This is a genomic window from Anaeromyxobacter sp. SG66, assembly GCF_022690805.1.
GTDB lineage: Bacteria > Myxococcota > Myxococcia > Myxococcales > Anaeromyxobacteraceae > Anaeromyxobacter > Anaeromyxobacter soli.
Map to the genome: position 1 here is coordinate 1 of NZ_JALCZC010000094.1, position 16,267 is coordinate 16,267.

General features: G+C 73.9%; 14 protein-coding genes. 5 read left to right on the top strand and 9 right to left on the bottom strand.

Going from position 1 to position 16,267, the window contains the following annotated elements:
- The 6 genes from MNZ39_RS19090 to MNZ39_RS19115 all read right to left on the bottom strand — a co-directional run.
- The coding region (locus MNZ39_RS19090) for a M23 family metallopeptidase (protein ID WP_242340676.1) at positions 1 to 859 on the bottom strand (859 nt) is incomplete at its 3' end.
- 97 nt (positions 860 to 956) lie between these two features.
- Positions 957 to 1,436 (bottom strand): caib/baif family protein, encoded by a 480-nt coding sequence (locus tag MNZ39_RS19095; protein WP_242340677.1) that lies wholly within the window; start codon positions 1,434 to 1,436, stop codon positions 957 to 959.
- A gap of 237 nt (positions 1,437 to 1,673) precedes the next feature.
- The gene (locus tag MNZ39_RS19100) at positions 1,674 to 3,161 is read right to left on the bottom strand and encodes an ATP-binding cassette domain-containing protein (protein ID WP_242340678.1); all 1,488 of its coding nucleotides are present in this window, start codon (positions 3,159 to 3,161) and stop codon (positions 1,674 to 1,676) included.
- A 67-nt stretch (positions 3,162 to 3,228) separates the two neighbouring features.
- Entirely contained in the window at positions 3,229 to 4,398 is a 1,170-nt protein-coding gene (locus MNZ39_RS19105) for a hypothetical protein (RefSeq protein WP_242340679.1), read from the bottom strand.
- 10 nt (positions 4,399 to 4,408) lie between these two features.
- The gene (locus tag MNZ39_RS19110) at positions 4,409 to 5,782 is read right to left on the bottom strand and encodes a NapC/NirT family cytochrome c (RefSeq protein ID WP_242340680.1); all 1,374 of its coding nucleotides are present in this window, start codon (positions 5,780 to 5,782) and stop codon (positions 4,409 to 4,411) included.
- 180 nt (positions 5,783 to 5,962) lie between these two features.
- Positions 5,963 to 7,117, bottom strand: a complete 1,155-nt coding sequence (locus MNZ39_RS19115) for a cache domain-containing protein (protein WP_242340681.1) — start codon at positions 7,115 to 7,117, stop codon at positions 5,963 to 5,965.
- A 163-nt stretch (positions 7,118 to 7,280) separates the two neighbouring features.
- On the opposite strand from MNZ39_RS19115, the gene MNZ39_RS19120 reads away from it, so the two are divergent.
- Entirely contained in the window at positions 7,281 to 8,174 is an 894-nt protein-coding gene (locus MNZ39_RS19120; RefSeq protein ID WP_242340682.1) for an RluA family pseudouridine synthase, read from the top strand.
- Positions 8,175 to 8,177: 3 nt separating this feature from the next.
- On the opposite strand, the gene MNZ39_RS19125 is transcribed toward MNZ39_RS19120, so the two are convergent.
- A complete protein-coding gene (locus tag MNZ39_RS19125) occupies positions 8,178 to 9,941 on the bottom strand; it encodes a dipeptidase (RefSeq protein ID WP_242340683.1) in 1,764 nt (587 codons plus the stop codon).
- A 216-nt stretch (positions 9,942 to 10,157) separates the two neighbouring features.
- Here MNZ39_RS19125 and MNZ39_RS19130 point away from each other — a divergent pair, with 216 nt between their 5' ends.
- A complete protein-coding gene (locus MNZ39_RS19130; protein WP_242340684.1) occupies positions 10,158 to 12,182 on the top strand; it encodes an ATP-dependent helicase in 2,025 nt (674 codons plus the stop codon).
- A 2-nt stretch (positions 12,183 to 12,184) separates the two neighbouring features.
- Here the strand turns inward: MNZ39_RS19130 and MNZ39_RS19135 are convergent, their stop codons facing one another.
- The gene (locus MNZ39_RS19135; RefSeq protein WP_242340685.1) at positions 12,185 to 13,147 is read right to left on the bottom strand and encodes a M28 family peptidase; all 963 of its coding nucleotides are present in this window, start codon (positions 13,145 to 13,147) and stop codon (positions 12,185 to 12,187) included.
- Between the two features lie 226 nt (positions 13,148 to 13,373).
- Here MNZ39_RS19135 and rplM point away from each other — a divergent pair, with 226 nt between their 5' ends.
- The gene (rplM, locus tag MNZ39_RS19140; RefSeq protein WP_242340686.1) at positions 13,374 to 13,823 is read left to right on the top strand and encodes a 50S ribosomal protein L13; all 450 of its coding nucleotides are present in this window, start codon (positions 13,374 to 13,376) and stop codon (positions 13,821 to 13,823) included.
- 12 nt (positions 13,824 to 13,835) lie between these two features.
- Positions 13,836 to 14,228 (top strand): 30S ribosomal protein S9, encoded by a 393-nt coding sequence (gene rpsI, locus MNZ39_RS19145; protein WP_242340687.1) that lies wholly within the window; start codon positions 13,836 to 13,838, stop codon positions 14,226 to 14,228.
- A 118-nt stretch (positions 14,229 to 14,346) separates the two neighbouring features.
- Here the strand turns inward: rpsI and MNZ39_RS19150 are convergent, their stop codons facing one another.
- A complete protein-coding gene (locus MNZ39_RS19150; protein WP_242340688.1) occupies positions 14,347 to 15,609 on the bottom strand; it encodes a phosphatidylserine/phosphatidylglycerophosphate/cardiolipin synthase family protein in 1,263 nt (420 codons plus the stop codon).
- A gap of 80 nt (positions 15,610 to 15,689) precedes the next feature.
- Between MNZ39_RS19150 and MNZ39_RS19155 the strand changes: the two genes are divergently transcribed.
- A partial coding sequence (locus MNZ39_RS19155; RefSeq protein WP_242340689.1) for a lysylphosphatidylglycerol synthase domain-containing protein occupies positions 15,690 to 16,267 on the top strand: 578 nt, incomplete at its 3' end.

Genomic DNA, 16,267 nt, shown 5'->3' on the forward strand with positions numbered 1-16,267 from the left:
AGGGCGGGCGCGGGGCGCGGGGCGGCGCCTTCCCGGAGGCGGGGTCGATCCCGAGCAGCGACTCGGGATCCACGAACAGCCCGCCCACGCGCACGCTCCAGTGCAGGTGCGGGCCGCTGGCGCGCCCGGTCGCTCCGAGGAGCCCGATCCGCGCGCCGCGCCGGACCGCCTGGCCCGGGCGGACGTCGATGCGGGAGAGGTGGAAGTAGGCCGTGAACACGCCGGCGCCGTGAGAGAGGAGGACCGTCCGCCCGGAGAGGTAGGCCTCCCGCACGAGGGCGACGACGCCGTCGTTCGCGGCACGGATCGGCGCGCCCACGGGTCCGGTCACGTCGGCGCCGTAGTGGACGCTCTGCTTCACGCCGTCGAACACGCGCTTTTCGCCGAAGTGCCCGGACAGGCGCGCGCGCCGGGGCCACGCGAAGGCGCGCCGGAAGCGGGGCGGCTCCGGGGGCCGCGCGTAGGCGGCGTCGAACGCGGCCCGATCCGCGGCGATGCGCGCCGTGACGTCGGGCGGCGGCTCCACGAAGCGGGCGGGCACGCCGGAGATCTCGCGCGCGGGCCAGCCCGGCTCCACCACTGCGAGCGTGGCCTCCGTCCGCGCGTCGTCCGCCTCGATCCGGGCCGCCAGCGGGCCCACGGCGGTCTCCGTCGGGAGCGGGGCGAACGCGCGCCACTCGCGGCCGGCCCGGAAGAACGAGAGCGGCCGGCCCGCGAGCTCACCGCGCGGCTCGGAGCCCGCGCCGGCGACCCGGACGAGCACGGCGTCGCCCGGCCGGGCGGCCGCGGGCGCGATCGAGGCGGTGAGGCGCGGCGCGGCGGAGAGGAGGAGCGCGAGGAGCGTGGAGGGGAGCGGCATGGCGGCGGCGTTGCGCGAGACGACGGTTCGAGACTGCGATCACCTTCTGTATCGCGTGGCGGGCTCGGTCGCTCGGCGACCGTCCCCGAGCCCTGCATCACCCCTCGAGCCCGAGCTCCTGCTGCAGCGACTTCACGATCCGGAAGTACTCGGTGCGCGAGTACTTCACGTTGAGGACGTGGAAGTCCTTCTTCGTGAGCCCGACGCAGCCGAAGCAGTAGGTGCACTCGGAGCAGGCGCGGGAGAGGACGAGGTAGCTCGACTGCGTGCAGTTCTCGCTCGCCACGCAGTAGGCGCAGTCGTGGCAGCCCTCGCAGTCGGTGCAGTGCGTGAGGTGGCTCGACGACCGGCAGCCGCGCGAGTGCGTGCAGCGGTAGCACTCCACGCAGTCCGTGCAGAACATGCAGCTCGTGCAGCGCTGGCAGCCCTCGCAGCGGATCGAGCCGGGGTTCGACGCGTCGCCGGCGTACTCCCGGAGGAGCCGCTGGAGCTCGGCCTCGAACTCGCGCCGGGACATGACCGGCGGCGGCGGCGGGCGGAGGTCCTGGAACGTGCCCGACGCCGTGTCGATGAACATCGCGCCCTTGATCTCGCGGACGGGAGCCGGCGGCCGTGGGGGCGGGGACGCCGCGCGCGAGGCTTCCGCGGAGGCGACGATCCGGCCGGGCTGGCGCGGTGGCGTGGAGGGAGGGGGCGGCGGTCGCGGGGCGGCGCTCGGTGCCTCGCCCGGCTCGGGGGCGGCGGGATCGGGGCGGCGCGGGTCGTCGGCCATCGTGAGCATCCTGCCCCGGATCCCGGCCGAAGGGAATTGGGCCTACGGGCGGAGGGTCCAGCGGATGATCCGGCCCTCCTCGAGCAGGCCGACGCGGCGCACGCCGGGGGGGAGCTCGTCGGCGTGGTGGGAGACGGCGAGCAGGCCCGCGCCGTCCGCGCAGGCCTCGGCGAGGACCGCGAGGACCCAGGCGCGCGAGCCGGCGTCGAGCCCGGCGAGGGGCTCGTCGAGGAGGAGCGCCTCCGGGCGCGGGGCGAGGGCGCGCGCGAGGAGGAGCTTCCGGAGCTCGCCGTAGGAGAGGGTGAGCAGGTGCCGGTGCGCGAGGGAGCCGATCCCCAGCCGCGCGAGCTCGACCCGCGCGGCTTCGCGCTCGGACTCGCTCGGCGGGACGGCGAGGCCGATCGTGCCCGCGAAGCCCGACAGCACCAGCTCCTCGCCGGTGGCGTCGAAGCGATGGCGCGCCTGGAGCTCGGGGGACACGACGCCGATCCTCCCGCGCAGCTCCGGCGCGCTCGCGCGCGTACCGAGATCGAGCCGCGCGACGGTGCCGCGCGCCGGCTGCTCCTCGCCTGCGAGGAGGCGGAGGAGGGTGGACTTGCCCGCGCCGTTCGGGCCCACGATCGCGAGCTGCTCGCCGGGCGCGACGGTGAAGGTGACGTCGCGCAGGACGGCGCGGCCCTCGACGAGGACGGTGACGTCGGAGAGGGAGAAGAGGGTCCAGGTCGGAGTCGAGGTCGAGGTCGGGGTCGGGATCGGGGTCGGGGTCGAGGTCGAGGTCGAGGTCGAGGTCGAGGTCGAGGTCGCGCAGTCGAGCCCACCCAGGAACGCCGCGCGGCTCTCCTCCCTCACGACCCTCCCTGCCTCCATCACCACCACCCGCGCGATCTCGGGGACGATCTCGTCGGGCCGGTGCGTCGCCATCACCACGGCGGTGCCGCGCCGGAGCACCTCGGAGACATGCGCGAGGAAGGCCTCCCTGGCGCGCGCGTCGAGGCCGTCGCAGGCCTCGTCGAGCACGAGCAGCTCGGGGTCGGGCGCGAGCGCGCGGGCGAGGAGGACCCGGCGCGCCTCCCCGCGCGAGAGCTCCAGGATCGAGCGGCCGAGGAGCGGCGCGACCCCGAGCAGCGCTGCCACCTCGCCGATCCGGGCGCGCTGGACCGGGGTGGCGCGCTCGGCGGGATACGGCGCGTCGGAGAAGCCCGAGCGGATGACGGCCTCCACCGGGAGGTCCCAGTCGTGCCGGACGTAGGCGTCCTGCGCCTCGGGCGCGACGAGGGTGAAGCGCTCCCGGACGCCGATGGGGCTCTCGCTCTCTCCCTCCGGGCCGTGGAAGAGCCGGCGCCCGGCGCTCGCGGGGTGCGGCCAGAGCTCGCCGCGGAGCAGCCGGAGGAGCGTCGACTTGCCGGAGCCGCTCGGGCCGACGACGGCGAGCCCCTCGCCTCGCCGGATCGCGACGGACACGCCGGCGAGGAGGACCGCGCCGGAGAGCCGGACGTCCACGCGGTCGAGGGTGACGAGGGGCGTTGGCACGCCCCCGTTCATAGATCGGAACGCCGGCGGAGACCCTGGAACGTGATTCGCGGCACCGAACTGTCGTCTAAAACGCGGCGATAGTGCCCAGGCTCCCGGTCCAGGCGTCGCCGTCGAAGTCCCGGTCCACCTCGGCCGTGATGCGGACGTTGCGGCGGTAGAGCCACTGCAGCGTGAGCGCGCCCGACTCCGCGTCGGCCGCGTCGTCGTCCGAGCGGACGAGGTTGTAGAGCGCCACGACCGCAATGCGGCCGTCGGGCCCCGTGGGGAACGCCAGCGCCTCGACGAAGCCGCCGCGGGTGACGAGGTCCTCGTCCCGGGGCCCGAAGCGCGGGTTGGAGTCGCGTCGCTCCAGGTAGACGGCCGAGAGCTGGACGCGCTCGGTGAGCCCGACCCCGACGTGCGGGCCCCAGTAGACGATCGTGTCGTTCACGCCCCCGCGCCGCTCCCGGCCCCAGTAGCCGAACCCGGCCAGCCGGACCGGGCCCACGTCGCCGGCGAGGTGGAGCGAGACGTTCTTGTACGAGTCGGTGTCGAACCGTCCGCCCTCCACCGCGCCGATGCCGCTGCCGTTCGTGACCGTCGCGACCGCGGCCACCGGCCCGACGTCGCTCGTGAGCGCGACGCCGCGATCGTAGGTGAGGTCCACGCCGGACTCCCCGACGCGCGTCTTCAGGATCTGGTAGTCGAGCCGCTCGAGCCGGAGCTCGCGCTTCGCGATCGGATCCGACACCTGGAACTGCCCGGCGAGCACGTTCACGGGCAGCCCGAACACCTCCGAGAACTGCAGGTACGCGTCCTCGATCTTGCCGGGCTCGCCCTGCTCGAGGATGTAGTACGCGTAGAACCCGATCTTGTCCGCGATCCGCCCGCCGGCGAGGAGCTTGAACGTCCAGGGCGTCTCGAAGTCCAGCTCGGGCGAGCGGTCGCTCACGGTGCCGAAGGCGTCGAACCGCAGCGCGAGCGGGAACTCGCGGGGCAGCTCGAGGAGCGGATCTCCGAGGTCGAGCGTCGAGCGGGCGGGCTCGGCGCCCGGCTCGAGCGCGAACCCGCGGCCCGCGAACTGCTCGCCGTAGGGCTTCAGCCGCGGGAACGGGGCGTGGCAGGTCGTGCACGAGAAGCGGTAGCGCCGCGCGAACGCGGGGATCCCCTCGGCGGGGCCGGGGGCGGCGAGCGCCGTGACGACCGCCGCGACGAGCGCGGTGGCGGGCAGGGACGACTGGGCGCGACGGGTCACGGCGGGCTCCTCAGGGCAGGACGGTGAAGGTGGTGCGGTGCGTCGAGACGAGGACGGGCTCGTACTCGTCGCGCGGGACCTTCAGGTACTCCGCGACCGAGGAGACGAGCCGCGAGTACCAGACGGTCGCGGTCACCGTGACCGGCCCCGCGGGCAGCTCCGGCGGCGACCAGGTGAAGGTCTCCGCGACCGCCTGCAAGGGCGCGATCCGGTAGTCGGTCCCGAGCTTCGCGGTGTTCCACTGGGCGATGGTCATCCGCCCCTTCTCGTCGAAGTACGGCAGGCGGAAGATCCGGTCGCCGGCGGGCACGAGCCCGTCGCGGGGCAGGCCCTGGAACCCGGCGGTCCCCTGGATCTCGCCGATGTCCTGGTACGCGAGCGCCTTCGGGTCCGCGATCGTGTACTCCTCTCCCGGGAATCCCTTCCGGTCGACGCGCAGCGGCCACACCTTGCCCGACGCGTCCTTCGCCTCGACGTGCAGCCACAGCACGCGCTCCTCGGCGGAGCCCGACGGGATCTTGTGGCCGGCCTTCGCGTTCACGATCACCGCGGTGAGGCGGATGGGATCGCCCGGCTCGACCTCGCGCGACTCGGGGTGGATCCGAACCTCGGCGACGCCCGCGAGCTTCCCTGCGTCGTGGGCGCCGTGGAACAGGTGCTGGCGGATGTCCGCGCGCTCCTCGCCCATGCGCGCGCTCCGCCCGCGCGCGGGCGGCATGTGGCAGTCCTGGCAGACGATGCCGGCCCTGGCCTGGGGGCTCTCCTTCCACTCGAGCTGGGTGGACTTCACCCACACGCCCCAGGGGTCCTGCTCGTTGTGGCACGTGCCGCAGAACTCGGCGGTGCGGAGGAACGGGTTCTCGCGCGTCGCGTGGTACGGGCTCTTCACGCCCTTGCGCGTGCCCTGCTTCGTCTTGCCCGGCTCGGAGATCCAGTTGTAGTTCACCGACGGATCGCCGCCGCGGGCTACGACGGTGTGGCAGAGGTCGCACGAGACGCCCTCGTTCGCGCGGGTCCCGGCGGCGACCGGCTTCGGCGGGATGTCCCCCGCCAGGAACGCGAGCGGAGCGTGGCAGCCGTTGCAGCCGGCCTTCACGCCCTTCACCTTCTCGACCTTCTCGGCGTGCGGGACGGCGAGCTGGAAGTACTCGATCTCGTCCCAGGCGTGCGTGAACGCCTGCGACATCATCGCCTGCTCGTGCTGCCGGGAGATGTCCACGTGGCAGCCGGCGCAGGCCTGGGGCTTGTCGTAGTCCGCGTACCTGCGCGTGCCGAGCGCGTCGTCCCCGGCCTTTCCTGCCGGGCGCTCGGCGGCGAGGGCGGGAGCGGCGAGCGCCAGCGCGAGGGCCGCGGCCGCGCGCGCGGCGAGACGGATGGTGCACATGGCCTGCTCCTCCCGGGCGCGCCCTCTCCCTTCGCGTCACGGATCGCGGCGATGCTACGCACCCCTCCCGCGCGCCGGACGGCGTCGGGCGGGGCAGCGACCTCATGACGCGCTCGCCCGCCTGGGCGCCCACTGGCGCGGCGCTCGACGGGGCTTCGCGGTGACCAGCGGGGCGGCTGACTAGGAGGGTGGGGGCGCCTCGCCCGCGCCGCGGGCGTCCCTGTCGGAAGACGCCATCCGATGGACGTGCGCCTCGAGCCGGCCCAGCTCGTCCATGCTGCGCAGGCGGGGGCTCCCCGCGGGCACCTCTCCCGTCTCCAGCCGGCGGCGCAGCTGTCCGAGGCGGCGGAAGACGAGCAGGTGGACGAGCGCGAACATCGCGGCGGCTCCCGCGAGCGCGAGGGCGAGGAGAGAGACCTTCAGCCTGGGCGCGCCCGCCTCGAGGGCGGCGTGCTGCGGGGTGAAGTCGTGGAGCACGACGAGCCCGCCCACCTTGCGCCCGGCGGCGTCCCTCAGCGGGACGATCCCGCGCAGGAGGGCCCGGCCCCCGCGCTCGACGTGACCGAGCAGGACCCCATCCTCGGGGAGCGCCTCCACGTCGCCGTCGTAGTCGAGGATCCCGTCCGTGAAGGAGGTGGAGTCCACGACCACCACGTCCGTCCGATCGTTCCAGGTGTTCTGGCGCGGGCCGAGGACGCTCGCCCAGGCGCGCTCGTCGAGGAACTTCTTCTTCACGAGGAGGCCGTAGTCGTCGCCGGTGCGCGCCTTCATGTCGCGCAGGAAGCGCTCGAAGTCCTGGCCCAGCTCGACGTAGCCGAGGAGCTCGCCCGCGACGATCCAGGGCCGCACGGCGCGCAGCGCGAACGCGGTCTTGCCGAGCTCCTTGCCGGCGCCGAGCTCGCGCGTCTCCTGGGCGCGGTGCACCGTGGCGCGATCGACCGGGTCCCCGAAGAGCTCGGGGAGGTGCACGCGGAGGAAGACCCTGGGCGGATCCTCCGCCAGGTGGAAGTAGAAGTGGGTGATCCCGTCCCGGTCGCGGATCGCCTCGAAGATCGGCGCCGCGGCGGCGAGCAGGCGCGGACGGTCGCGCGCGGCGAAGGCGTCGCGCAGCTCGGGGTTCGCGAGCAGCGCGTCCGCGGTCGCGGCGAGCTTGTCGAGCTCGGCCTGCTCCTCCGAGGCGAAGGCCTCCGCCGCGCGGTGGAGCGAGACGGCGGCGGCCGCCTCGACGTTGCGCTCGATCGTCGCGTTCGCGAGCCGCGCGCTCGCGAGCGCGACCGCAACAGCGATGACGCCAAGGGCGAAGGCGAGCTTCACCTCGACGGGCAGGCTTCGCATCCAATCTCCGGTCACGCCCCCGAGCGACGCCGATCCATACCACGATCGAGGGACAGGAAGGCGCCTCGCTCGCTCGCCACGTTCGAGGACACGGTGCCGGGTCGCGAGCGAGGCGGGCCGGACGGCGGAAGCGCCCGCGAGCCGCACGTGGCAGGATCCGGCGGTGACCCAGGAGATCCTGGATGTGCCGCGGGAGGCGGCGGGAGAGCGGCTCGACCGCTACCTCGCCCGGGCGCTGGCGTTGCCCGTGGAGCGGGTACGCGGGCTCATCGAGGGGCGGCGCGTGCGGATCCGGGGCAAGGCCTGCGCGATCCAGCGACGCCTCTTCGGCGGGGAGCGGATCGAGCTCGAGCGGCCGCCGCCGGCCTCCTCCGGCTTCGCGGTGGGGCCCTCGCTCGCCGTCCTGTACGACGACGAGGACTGCCTCGTCGTCGCGAAGCCGGCGGGGCTCCCGGTCGAGCCCGCGGGCCCGGCCTCGCCCTCGGCGGTCGGCGCGGCGAGCCGGCTCGGGCGCTTCGACGTGGATGGACGGGCGGTCCCGGGGTTGCCGCACCGGCTCGACCGCGACACGAGCGGCGCGCTCCTCCTCGCCCGCCACGATCGCGCGCTCGCGGCGCTCCGCGGGTCGTTCCAGGCGGGCGCGATCGAGAAGGAGTACCTCGCCCTCGTGTCGGGGGCGCCCCCGGACCAGGGCGCGCTCGACACGCCCTACGGCCGCGACCCCGCCGATCCGCGCCGGTTCACGACCCGTGTGGCCTCCGCCCGGCGCGCTCGGCTGTCGTTCTCGGTCGAGCGGCGCCTCCCCGGCGCCGCGTGGCTGCGGGTCGTGCTCGACACCGGTCGCACCCACCAGATCCGCGTGCAGCTCGCCGAGGCCGGGTTCCCGGTGCTGGGGGACGCCGTGTACGGCGTTTCCTCGGAGGTCATCGCGCGCCAGGCGCTGCACGCCGATCGGCTCGCGTTCCCGCGGCCCGGCGACGGAGCGAGGGTGGAGGTGCGCGCGCCGCTCCCGGAGGATCTGGCGCGCGCGATGGAGGCGCTCGCGAGGAGCGGGTGAGGGTCAGGGCCGCGGGGTCGAGACCGGCGCCGTGGCAGTCGAGGGCGGGGTCGGGGCCGGCGTCGCGGTCGGAGTCGGGGTCGGGGTCGGAGTCGCGGTCGTGCTCGCGCCCGCCGTAGCGCTCTCGTCCTTCTCCCCCGGGAACCTCACCACCTTGATCTGCTCTCCCCGGTCCTGCGCGATCCGCCGCCGCCAGCTCTCCGGGTACTCGGGGTGCGTCACCTTCCCGTGCTCGTCGCGGACGTTTCCGTCGAGGTACTTCACGATGAGCGCCTCGCCGAGCTTGCGCCAGCGGGCGGTGGTGCGGTCGCCCTGCTCGACCGAGTACTGGGTGAGGTAATCGCGCGCGAGCCCGGGGGAGGTCGCGTGGAGCGCGAGCGCGGACTTCTCGACCTCCGCCTGGCGCGAGAAGAACCCGCTCTCGAGCTCGCCCTGCACCCGCTGGATGTCCTGGATCATGTCGCTGTAGCGCGAGTAGGCCCAGTTCGAGACGAAGTTGAAGACCCAGAACGCCGAGTCCCAGCTGAACTCCTGGAAGTTGCCGCTGCCCACCGCGAACGTCTTCGGGACCGAGCGGTTGCCGCAGTACTGCGGGACGTACACGGTCGAGTAGGTGTCGTCGAGGCCGAACCAGAGCACGCCGCCGATGGCGCCGGGGAGCCAGTCGCGCGACTGGGCGACGAAAGAGAAGCCGGTCTGCTGCGTGGAGATGGCGCGCTCGTGCAGGTACTCCGCGCCGTCCACCTTCCAGGTCATCGGGCGCCAGCGGTAGGGCAGGGCGAACGGCCCCGCGCCGACGCCCTGGGAGAGGTCGAGGGGCGTGCCCTCGAAGTGATCGCGCATGAGCTGCATCGCGCCGCGCACGGAGATCTTCGCGTCGGCCTTCACCCAGAGCGGCAGGCGCGGCGCGCTCGGTCCGCCCAGCACGTAGTCGGAGGAGAGCTTCAGCGAGGGGGCCACCCGGCGGAACACGCTCCACACCCGCGCCTCGCAGGCACGCAGGGCGCCCGCGGTCATGGGCGCGTAGGTGTCGGCGAAGCTGAAGTCCTCGTCCTTGCCGGTGAACCAGCCCTTCTCCCGGGCGAGCGCGACGACGTCCTTCGCGTACAGCGTGTTCTTGTCGTTGCGCGGGAACTGACGGATGCGCGCCTGGTTCGCGTGGGCGGAGACGTGGCCGTCCGGCACGCGGCGGGCGACCCACACCGCGCCCTTCCGCCCGGGCCCCTTGCCGACCATCTCGAGGATCCAGACCTCCTTCGGATCCGAGATCGAGAAGGACTCGCCCTCGCTGCGGTAGCCGTACTCCGCGACGAGCCCGGTCATGACGTCGATCGCCTCGCGCGCGGTGCGGGCGCGCTCGAGCGCGATGTAGATGAGGCTGCCGTAGTCGACGCCGCCCTTCGGGTCGACGAGCTCCTCGCGGCCGCCGAAGGTGGTCTCGCCGATCGCGACCTGGTGCTCGTTCATGTTGCCGACGACGTTGTAGGTGACCTCCGCCTGGCGGACCTTGCCGAGGTAGCTGCCCGTGTCCCACTCGAACACGTCGCGCATCGCGCCCTGCGGATGGCTCGCCGCGGGCGTGTGGTACAGCTCGCCGTAGAGCTCGTGCGAGTCCGCGGCGTAGGTGATCATCGTCGAGCCGTCGGCCGTGGCGCCGCGCGCGACGAGGATGTTCGTGCAGGCGCGCGCGGGGTGGGCGGCGAGCGCGGTCGCCGCGGCGACGGCGGCGAGCGGGACGGCGAGGCGCTGGCGCAGGGGGAGGATCATGGGCGCGCAGCATACCGGACTTGACCGGTCGCAAGCGCGCCCTGCGACCAGGACCGGGCGGCCGAGCCGGGCCCGGGCGCGACCTCCTCCGGCGGGCCGACGGCGTCCCGGCGCCACCGGTCCCTCGGGCGGGGCCCGTGGGCGGGCGCCGCCAGCGCCCTCCGGACAGTCAAGTCTTGTCGGGCGCGCGAGCGCGTGTCACAACGCCCGGCTCCGATGCTGGACCTCTCGACGCTCAACCCACCGCAGCGCGAGGCCGTCACCACCACCGAAGGGCCGCTCCTCGTCCTCGCCGGCGCCGGCTCGGGCAAGACCCGCGTCATCGCGCACCGCGTCGCGTACCTGCTGCAGCAGGGGGTCGACCCGGAGGAGATCCTCGCGGTCACCTTCACGAACAAGGCGGCGGGCGAGATGCGCGAGCGGGTCGCGGCGCTCGCGGGACCGCCGGGCGTCGAGGTGTTCGTCTCGACGTTCCACTCGTTCGGGCTCTGGATCCTCCAGCAGGAGCACAAGGCGGCGGGCCTCCCGAAGCGCTTCGCCATCTGCGACGCCGGCGATCAGGCGGCCCTCGTGAAGCGCTGCATGCGCGAGGTGAAGGTGGACGACCGCGCCTTCGACGCCGGGCGCGTCCTCTCGCTCGTGTCGCGCGCGAAGAACGCCGGCAAGAAGCGCATCGCGCCCGGCGCCGAGGGGCAGGGGGACGACTACGACCTCGTGGCGAGCGAGGTGTACCCGCGCTACGAGCAGGCGCTCCGGGCGCAGCGCTCGGTCGACTTCGACGACCTCATCGCGAAGCCGGTCGAGCTCCTCGCGCGGAGCGCCGAGGTGCGCGGGAGGATGCAGCGGCGCTTCCGCTACCTGCTCGTGGACGAGTACCAGGACACGAACGTCGCGCAGCTCGAGCTCCTGAAGCACCTCGCCGGCGAGCGGCGGAACGTGTGCGCGGTGGGGGACGACGACCAGGCGATCTACGGCTGGCGCGGCGCCGAGGTGCGGAACATCCTGCGCTTCGAGCGGCACTTCCCCGGCGCGAAGGAGATCCGCCTCGAGCAGAACTACCGCTCGACCGGCCGGATCCTCGACTGCGCGAACGCCGTCATCGCCCGGAACGCGGAGCGCAAGCCCAAGCGGCTGTTCACCGCCGCCGGCCCCGGCGAGCCGGTGCGGGTCCTCGCGCTCGGGCAGGAGGAGGACGAGGCGCGCTTCGTCGCCGAGGAGATCGCCCGGCTGCGCCAGGAGGGCCGGCCCTGGGCCGACTTCGCGATCCTGTTCCGCCTGAACGCGCAGTCCCGGCCGCTCGAGGAGGCGCTGCGCGAGGCGTCGATGCCGTACCGCGTCCACGGCGGGCCGGCCTTCTTCGACCGGGCGGAGGTGCGCGACCTCCTCGCGTACCTCAAGGTCTGCGTGTCGCCCCAGGACGAGGTGTCGCTCGCGCGGATCGTGAACGTGCCGGCGCGCGGGATCGGCGACGCCTCGCTCGAGCGCGTCCACGCCTGGGCGGTCGAGCGAAGCGTGCACCTCTTCGACGCGCTCCGCCGCGCCGCCGAGATCCCCGACCTGCCGCGCGGCGCGCCGGAGCGCATGGCCGCGTTCGTCGCGCTCGTGGAGAAGTTCCGGGCGCGCTTCGAGGAGGGGAAGGTCGCCGAGGCGGCGCGCGCGCTCGTCGCGGAGGTGGACCTCTACGGCCACGCGCGCGCGAGCGTGCAGTCGTTCGAGGCGGCGCAGCGCAAGGTGGACGCGCTCGACGGCATCCTGCGCTCGCTCGAGGCGTACGAGCACCGCACCGCGCGGCCGTCCGTGGCCACCTGGCTCCAGCGCCTCGCGCTCGACTCCCGCTCGGAGGAGGACCCCGCCGCGGACGAGGGCATCACCCTCATGACGCTGCACGCCGCGAAGGGGCTCGAGTTCCCGGTCGTGTTCCTCGTCGGCGTCGAGGAGGACCTGCTCCCCTGCGCCGGGATCCAGGGCGAGGCGCGCGACCTCGACGAGGAGCGGCGGCTCGCCTACGTCGGCATCACCCGCGCGCGCGAGCGGCTCTACCTCACGCGCTCCGCGACCCGGACGAAGCGCGGCAAGCTCCTGCCGCGCACGCCGTCGCGCTTCCTCGACGACCTGCCGGCGGAGGCGCACGAGCGGGTGGATCCCGCGGCGCTGTCGTCCTCTCCCGAGCAGGTGGCGGCGCAGACGGAGAGCGTCATGGCCGCGCTGCGCGCGCGGCTCGGCGGGCAGGCGAAGAGCTAGCCCTACCGCCTCGCCACCGCCTGCACCACACAGTGCACCCCCTCGACCACCTCGGACATGCGGCGGTAGTCGAGCGTGTCCGGGGTGTCCTCGGGCGTGTGGTAGCGCGGGTTCCGGAAGAACGCCGTGTCCGTCACCATCACCGCCGGGTAGTCGAGATCCCAGAAGCTCCGGTGGTCGGCGAGGTCCACGCCCGGCGTGTCGCGCGAGGCGACGAGGGTCTCGACCGGCACCGACGACGCGTAGCGCATGGCCGCGGCGATCTCCGCCACCATCCCGGCGTGCCCGCTCCGGCCGACGACGGCGATGAAGTTGCCGGTCGTCGGGTACGCGCTGCGCTTCATCCCGACCGGGACCGACTGGCTCCCGGGCGCGTCGGAGAACGCGCCGATCATCTCGAGCGACATCATGAGCCGCACGCGGACCTCGGACTCCTTCAGCGAGCGGGCGTGCACGACGCTCCCCATCGAGTCGGTGGCGAACCCGGGAGGCTCCTCGAGGGTGTAGGCGGCGAGCTCGACGCGGATGGGGGGCGGGCTCTGGGCGAGCATGCGGGCGAGCTCGAGGAGGCCCGCCACGCCGCTCGCGTCGTCGTCCGCGCCCGGATCGTCCCCCTCGGCGTCGTAGTGCGCGCCCACGATGATCCGCTCCGGCGTGTCCGGGCCGAAGCGGGCGAGGACGTTCCGGTAGGTGGAGCGGAACGCCGGGTAGGTCTGCTCCTCCACCTCGGCGCCCGCGGTCCGGAACGCCTCCGCGAGGAACGCGCCCGCGCGGGCGAGGTTCCCAGGGTGCGCCGCGCTGCGGGGCTGGAAGCGGCTCGCGAGCGCCTCCACGTCCGCTCGCAGCCTGGAGGCGTCGGCGCGCACGGCCCGGCACGCCACCTCGGCCGCCGGCCGGGGCCGCGGGTGGGCGCACGCAGCGAGCAGCGCGGCGGAGCCGAGCACGAAGGGGATCCTGGCGCGCATGGGACGAGTTCACACCGCGAGGCGCGCTGGCGCAAGCGCGGCTCGCGCTCCGCCCTGCGGGGGAACGGACGCCTCCTCTTGTGGGGGCGCCCCGGAGAATGTAGATTGCGCCGGCCTCAGCAGGACAACGCCCGCGATCGCGCGGCGGCCGGGTTCGCCCTTGACAAAGGGACGGCCCTCCTCTAAAAGGCGCGTTTCCAATTTCGGGATTTCCGCAGGTTTATCCATGGCCAAAGGCACCACCCACAGCGCGACGAAGGCCGAGGCCCTGAAGGGCCGGAAGTGGTGGCTCGTCGACGCGAACGACCAGACGGTCGGGCGCATCGCCACCCGCATCGCCTCGATCCTCAAGGGCAAGCACAAGCCGCTCTACACGCCCTCGCTGGACACCGGCGACTTCGTGGTGGTCGTGAACGCGGGCAAGGCCCGGTTCACCGGCAAGAAGGAGACGGACAAGGTCTTCTTCACGCACACGATGTACCCGGGCGGCGAGAAGCTCACCCCGATGAACAAGCTGCGTCAGCGCCATCCCGAGGACATCCTCGAGAACGCCGTCCGCCGCATGCTGCCTCGCAGCGCGCTCGGCCGGCAGATGCTGACGAAGCTCAAGATCTACGCGGGCGACCAGCACCCGCACGCCGCGCAGAAGCCCGAGGCGCTCCCCCTCGCGCAGTAAGGAAAGACGAAGATGGCGACTCAGGCGAACATCTCGGTCGGCCGGCGCAAGGAGTCGGTGGCCCGCGTGCGGCTCGTTCCCGGGACCGGGAACATCACGATCAACGGCCGCGCGATCGACACGTACTTCGGACGCGAGACCTCCAAGATGATCCTCGTCGAGCCGCTGAAGCTCGTGGATCAGATGGGCAAGCTCGACGTCCTCGTGACGGCGCGGGGCGGTGGCCTCTCCGGCCAGGCCGGCGCGATCCGGCACGGCATCAGCCGCGCGCTGTGCGACATCAACCCGGAGTACCGGCCGATCCTCAAGAAGGCCGGCTTCATGACGCGCGACGCCCGCGCGGTCGAGCGCAAGAAGTACGGCCGCCCCGGCGCCCGCAAGCGCTTCCAGTTCTCGAAGCGCTAGCCCGATCGACGAGCCTCATCTCGACGGCCGGCCCGCGACCCGCGGCGCCGGCCGTCGTTCGTTTCCGGCGCGTGTGCCGGCTCCCCGCGCGGCGGCCGCTCGAGCCCGCGCGGCGCGATCAGAGCCACGGCTCGGTGAGGCCCGCGGCGCGCTCGCCGAGCTGCATCTTCAGCGGGCGCCGGCGCCAGGCCTCGAGGCGGACCTCGCTCGAGCGCTCGAGGTCGATCGCGAAGCGCTCGGCGATGCGCCGCGCGATCCTCGGCGCGTCGCAGACCACCGACGCCTCCCACAGGAACGACAGGCTCTGCGAGTCCATGTTCGTGGACCCGATGACCGCCACGTCGTCCGCGACGAGCGTCTTCGCGTGCATCATGGACGCGCCGTACTCCCAGATGCGCACCCCTCCCCGCAGCAGGCGCGAGTAGGTGCGCCGCTGCCCCGCGCGCACGAGCGGCTGATCGTGGTGCGGTCCCGGCGCGAGCACGCGCACGTCGACGCCGGCCCTGGCGCGCGCGATGAGGACGTTCTGGAGCGAGCGGTCCGGCACGAAGTAGGAGTTCGCGACGAGGAGCCGCCGCCGCGCGGAGGCGATGAGCGCGTAGTACATGCGGGCCGCGGTCGTGGTCCGGGCCCACTTCGGCGTGCTCGCCACCACAGCGGCGTGGACGTCGCCGGCCCGCTCGAGGCGCGGGTAGGCCGCCCCCGGCAGCGGCTCGCCGCGCGCGGCCTGGAGGCTGTGGTCGAAGGCGCGCTGCAGGTCGGAGACGATCGGGCCCCGGACGCGGCAGGCGGTGTCCCGCCACTCGTCCGGCCCGACGCCGTCGCCGAGCCAGCTCTTCCAGATCCCGAACCCGCCCACGTACGCCGTGCGGCCGTCGAACACGAAGATCCGCCGGTGCGAGAGGCGGAACGGATCCGGCCACGGGCGGTGGACCCTGAGCTCCACGCCGCTCGCGACCAGCCGCCGCTCGAGCTCGGGATCGAAGCGCGGCTCGGCGAGCCGCTTCGAGCCGAACCAGTCGAGCACGATCCGGCAGGTGACCCCCGGGCGCCGCTCGAGGATCGCCTTGCCGATCCGCGCCGACGGGTCGCCCTTCCCCATCCACATGAACTCGCAGATGTGGATGTGCTCGCGGGCGCTGCGGATCTCGTGCTCGAGGGCGTCGAAGATCGCGCCGTTCTCGATGAGCTCGACGGCGTTCCCGTCGCGCACCGGCACGCCCACCTCGCGCTCGAGGAGCACGTCCAGCGGGACCTCGTCCGCGTACCTCAGCATGCGCCGGGAGAGCTGGGCGCGCCGCAGCCGGCGGGTGAGGTGACCGCCGAACGCGGCCGCGACGGCGCCCGCCGCGAGCCCTGCCAGGATGGGGCGCGTTCGCACGATCGAACGTTCTGCACCCCCTGCCACGGCGGCACGGCACCCGGGTGTGCCGGCCACGACGGGATGACGAACTTCCCCGCATGGCGCGCCGATCGTTCCGCCCGGGCCACGCCGCCGTGGTGGTCGCGGGCATCGCGGCGGGCGCGATGCTCGTGGCGCTCGTGTTCTTCCGCCTCGAGTGGCGCGGCGGCCCCGCGCTCGTGCCGCGCTTCGACCTCGGCGCGTTCGTCCGGCGGCTCCCGGAGCACGCGCGCTGGCTGCCCGGCTTCCTCGCGCTCGCCGCCTCGCTCTTCGCCTGGCGGGCGCTCGTCTGGCGCCTCGTCTCCCCGCCGCCGCGCCCGCGGTACGTCGAGGCCTACCACGCGACCGCGCTCGGCGCGCTCGTGCACAACACGGTTCCCGGCAAGCTCGGGCCGCTCGCGGCCGCCTTCGTGCTCTCCCGCAGCTCGCGCGAGCCGTTCGCGGCGGCGCTCTCGTCCCAGCTCGTCGCGAAGCTCCTCGAGATGGGCGCGGTGGTGGCGCTCGGCGCGCCCGCCGCCTTCGCGCTGCCGCGCGTGGAGGGGCTCGGGCGGGCGGTGGTCGTGGGCGCGGCGGTGTTCGTGGGGCTCGCCGCGGCGGCGGCCGGGGCGGCGCTGCTCGCGCCGCGCGCGGGCGCGCG

Excerpts from the sequence above, each read along its gene's own strand:
- MNZ39_RS19110 (WP_242340680.1), bottom strand. The coding sequence starts at position 5,782 with ATGTGCACCATCCGTCTCGCCGCGCGCGCGGCCGCGGCCCTCGCGCTG.
- MNZ39_RS19125 (WP_242340683.1), bottom strand. The coding sequence starts at position 9,941 with ATGATCCTCCCCCTGCGCCAGCGCCTCGCCGTCCCGCTCGCCGCCGTC.
- rpsI (WP_242340687.1), top strand. The coding sequence starts at position 13,836 with ATGGCGACTCAGGCGAACATCTCGGTCGGCCGGCGCAAGGAGTCGGTG.
- rplM (WP_242340686.1), top strand. The coding sequence starts at position 13,374 with ATGGCCAAAGGCACCACCCACAGCGCGACGAAGGCCGAGGCCCTGAAG.
- MNZ39_RS19115 (WP_242340681.1), bottom strand. The coding sequence starts at position 7,117 with ATGCGAAGCCTGCCCGTCGAGGTGAAGCTCGCCTTCGCCCTTGGCGTC.
- MNZ39_RS19095 (WP_242340677.1), bottom strand. The coding sequence starts at position 1,436 with ATGTTCATCGACACGGCGTCGGGCACGTTCCAGGACCTCCGCCCGCCG.
- MNZ39_RS19135 (WP_242340685.1), bottom strand. The coding sequence starts at position 13,147 with ATGCGCGCCAGGATCCCCTTCGTGCTCGGCTCCGCCGCGCTGCTCGCT.
- MNZ39_RS19130 (WP_242340684.1), top strand. The coding sequence starts at position 10,158 with ATGCTGGACCTCTCGACGCTCAACCCACCGCAGCGCGAGGCCGTCACC.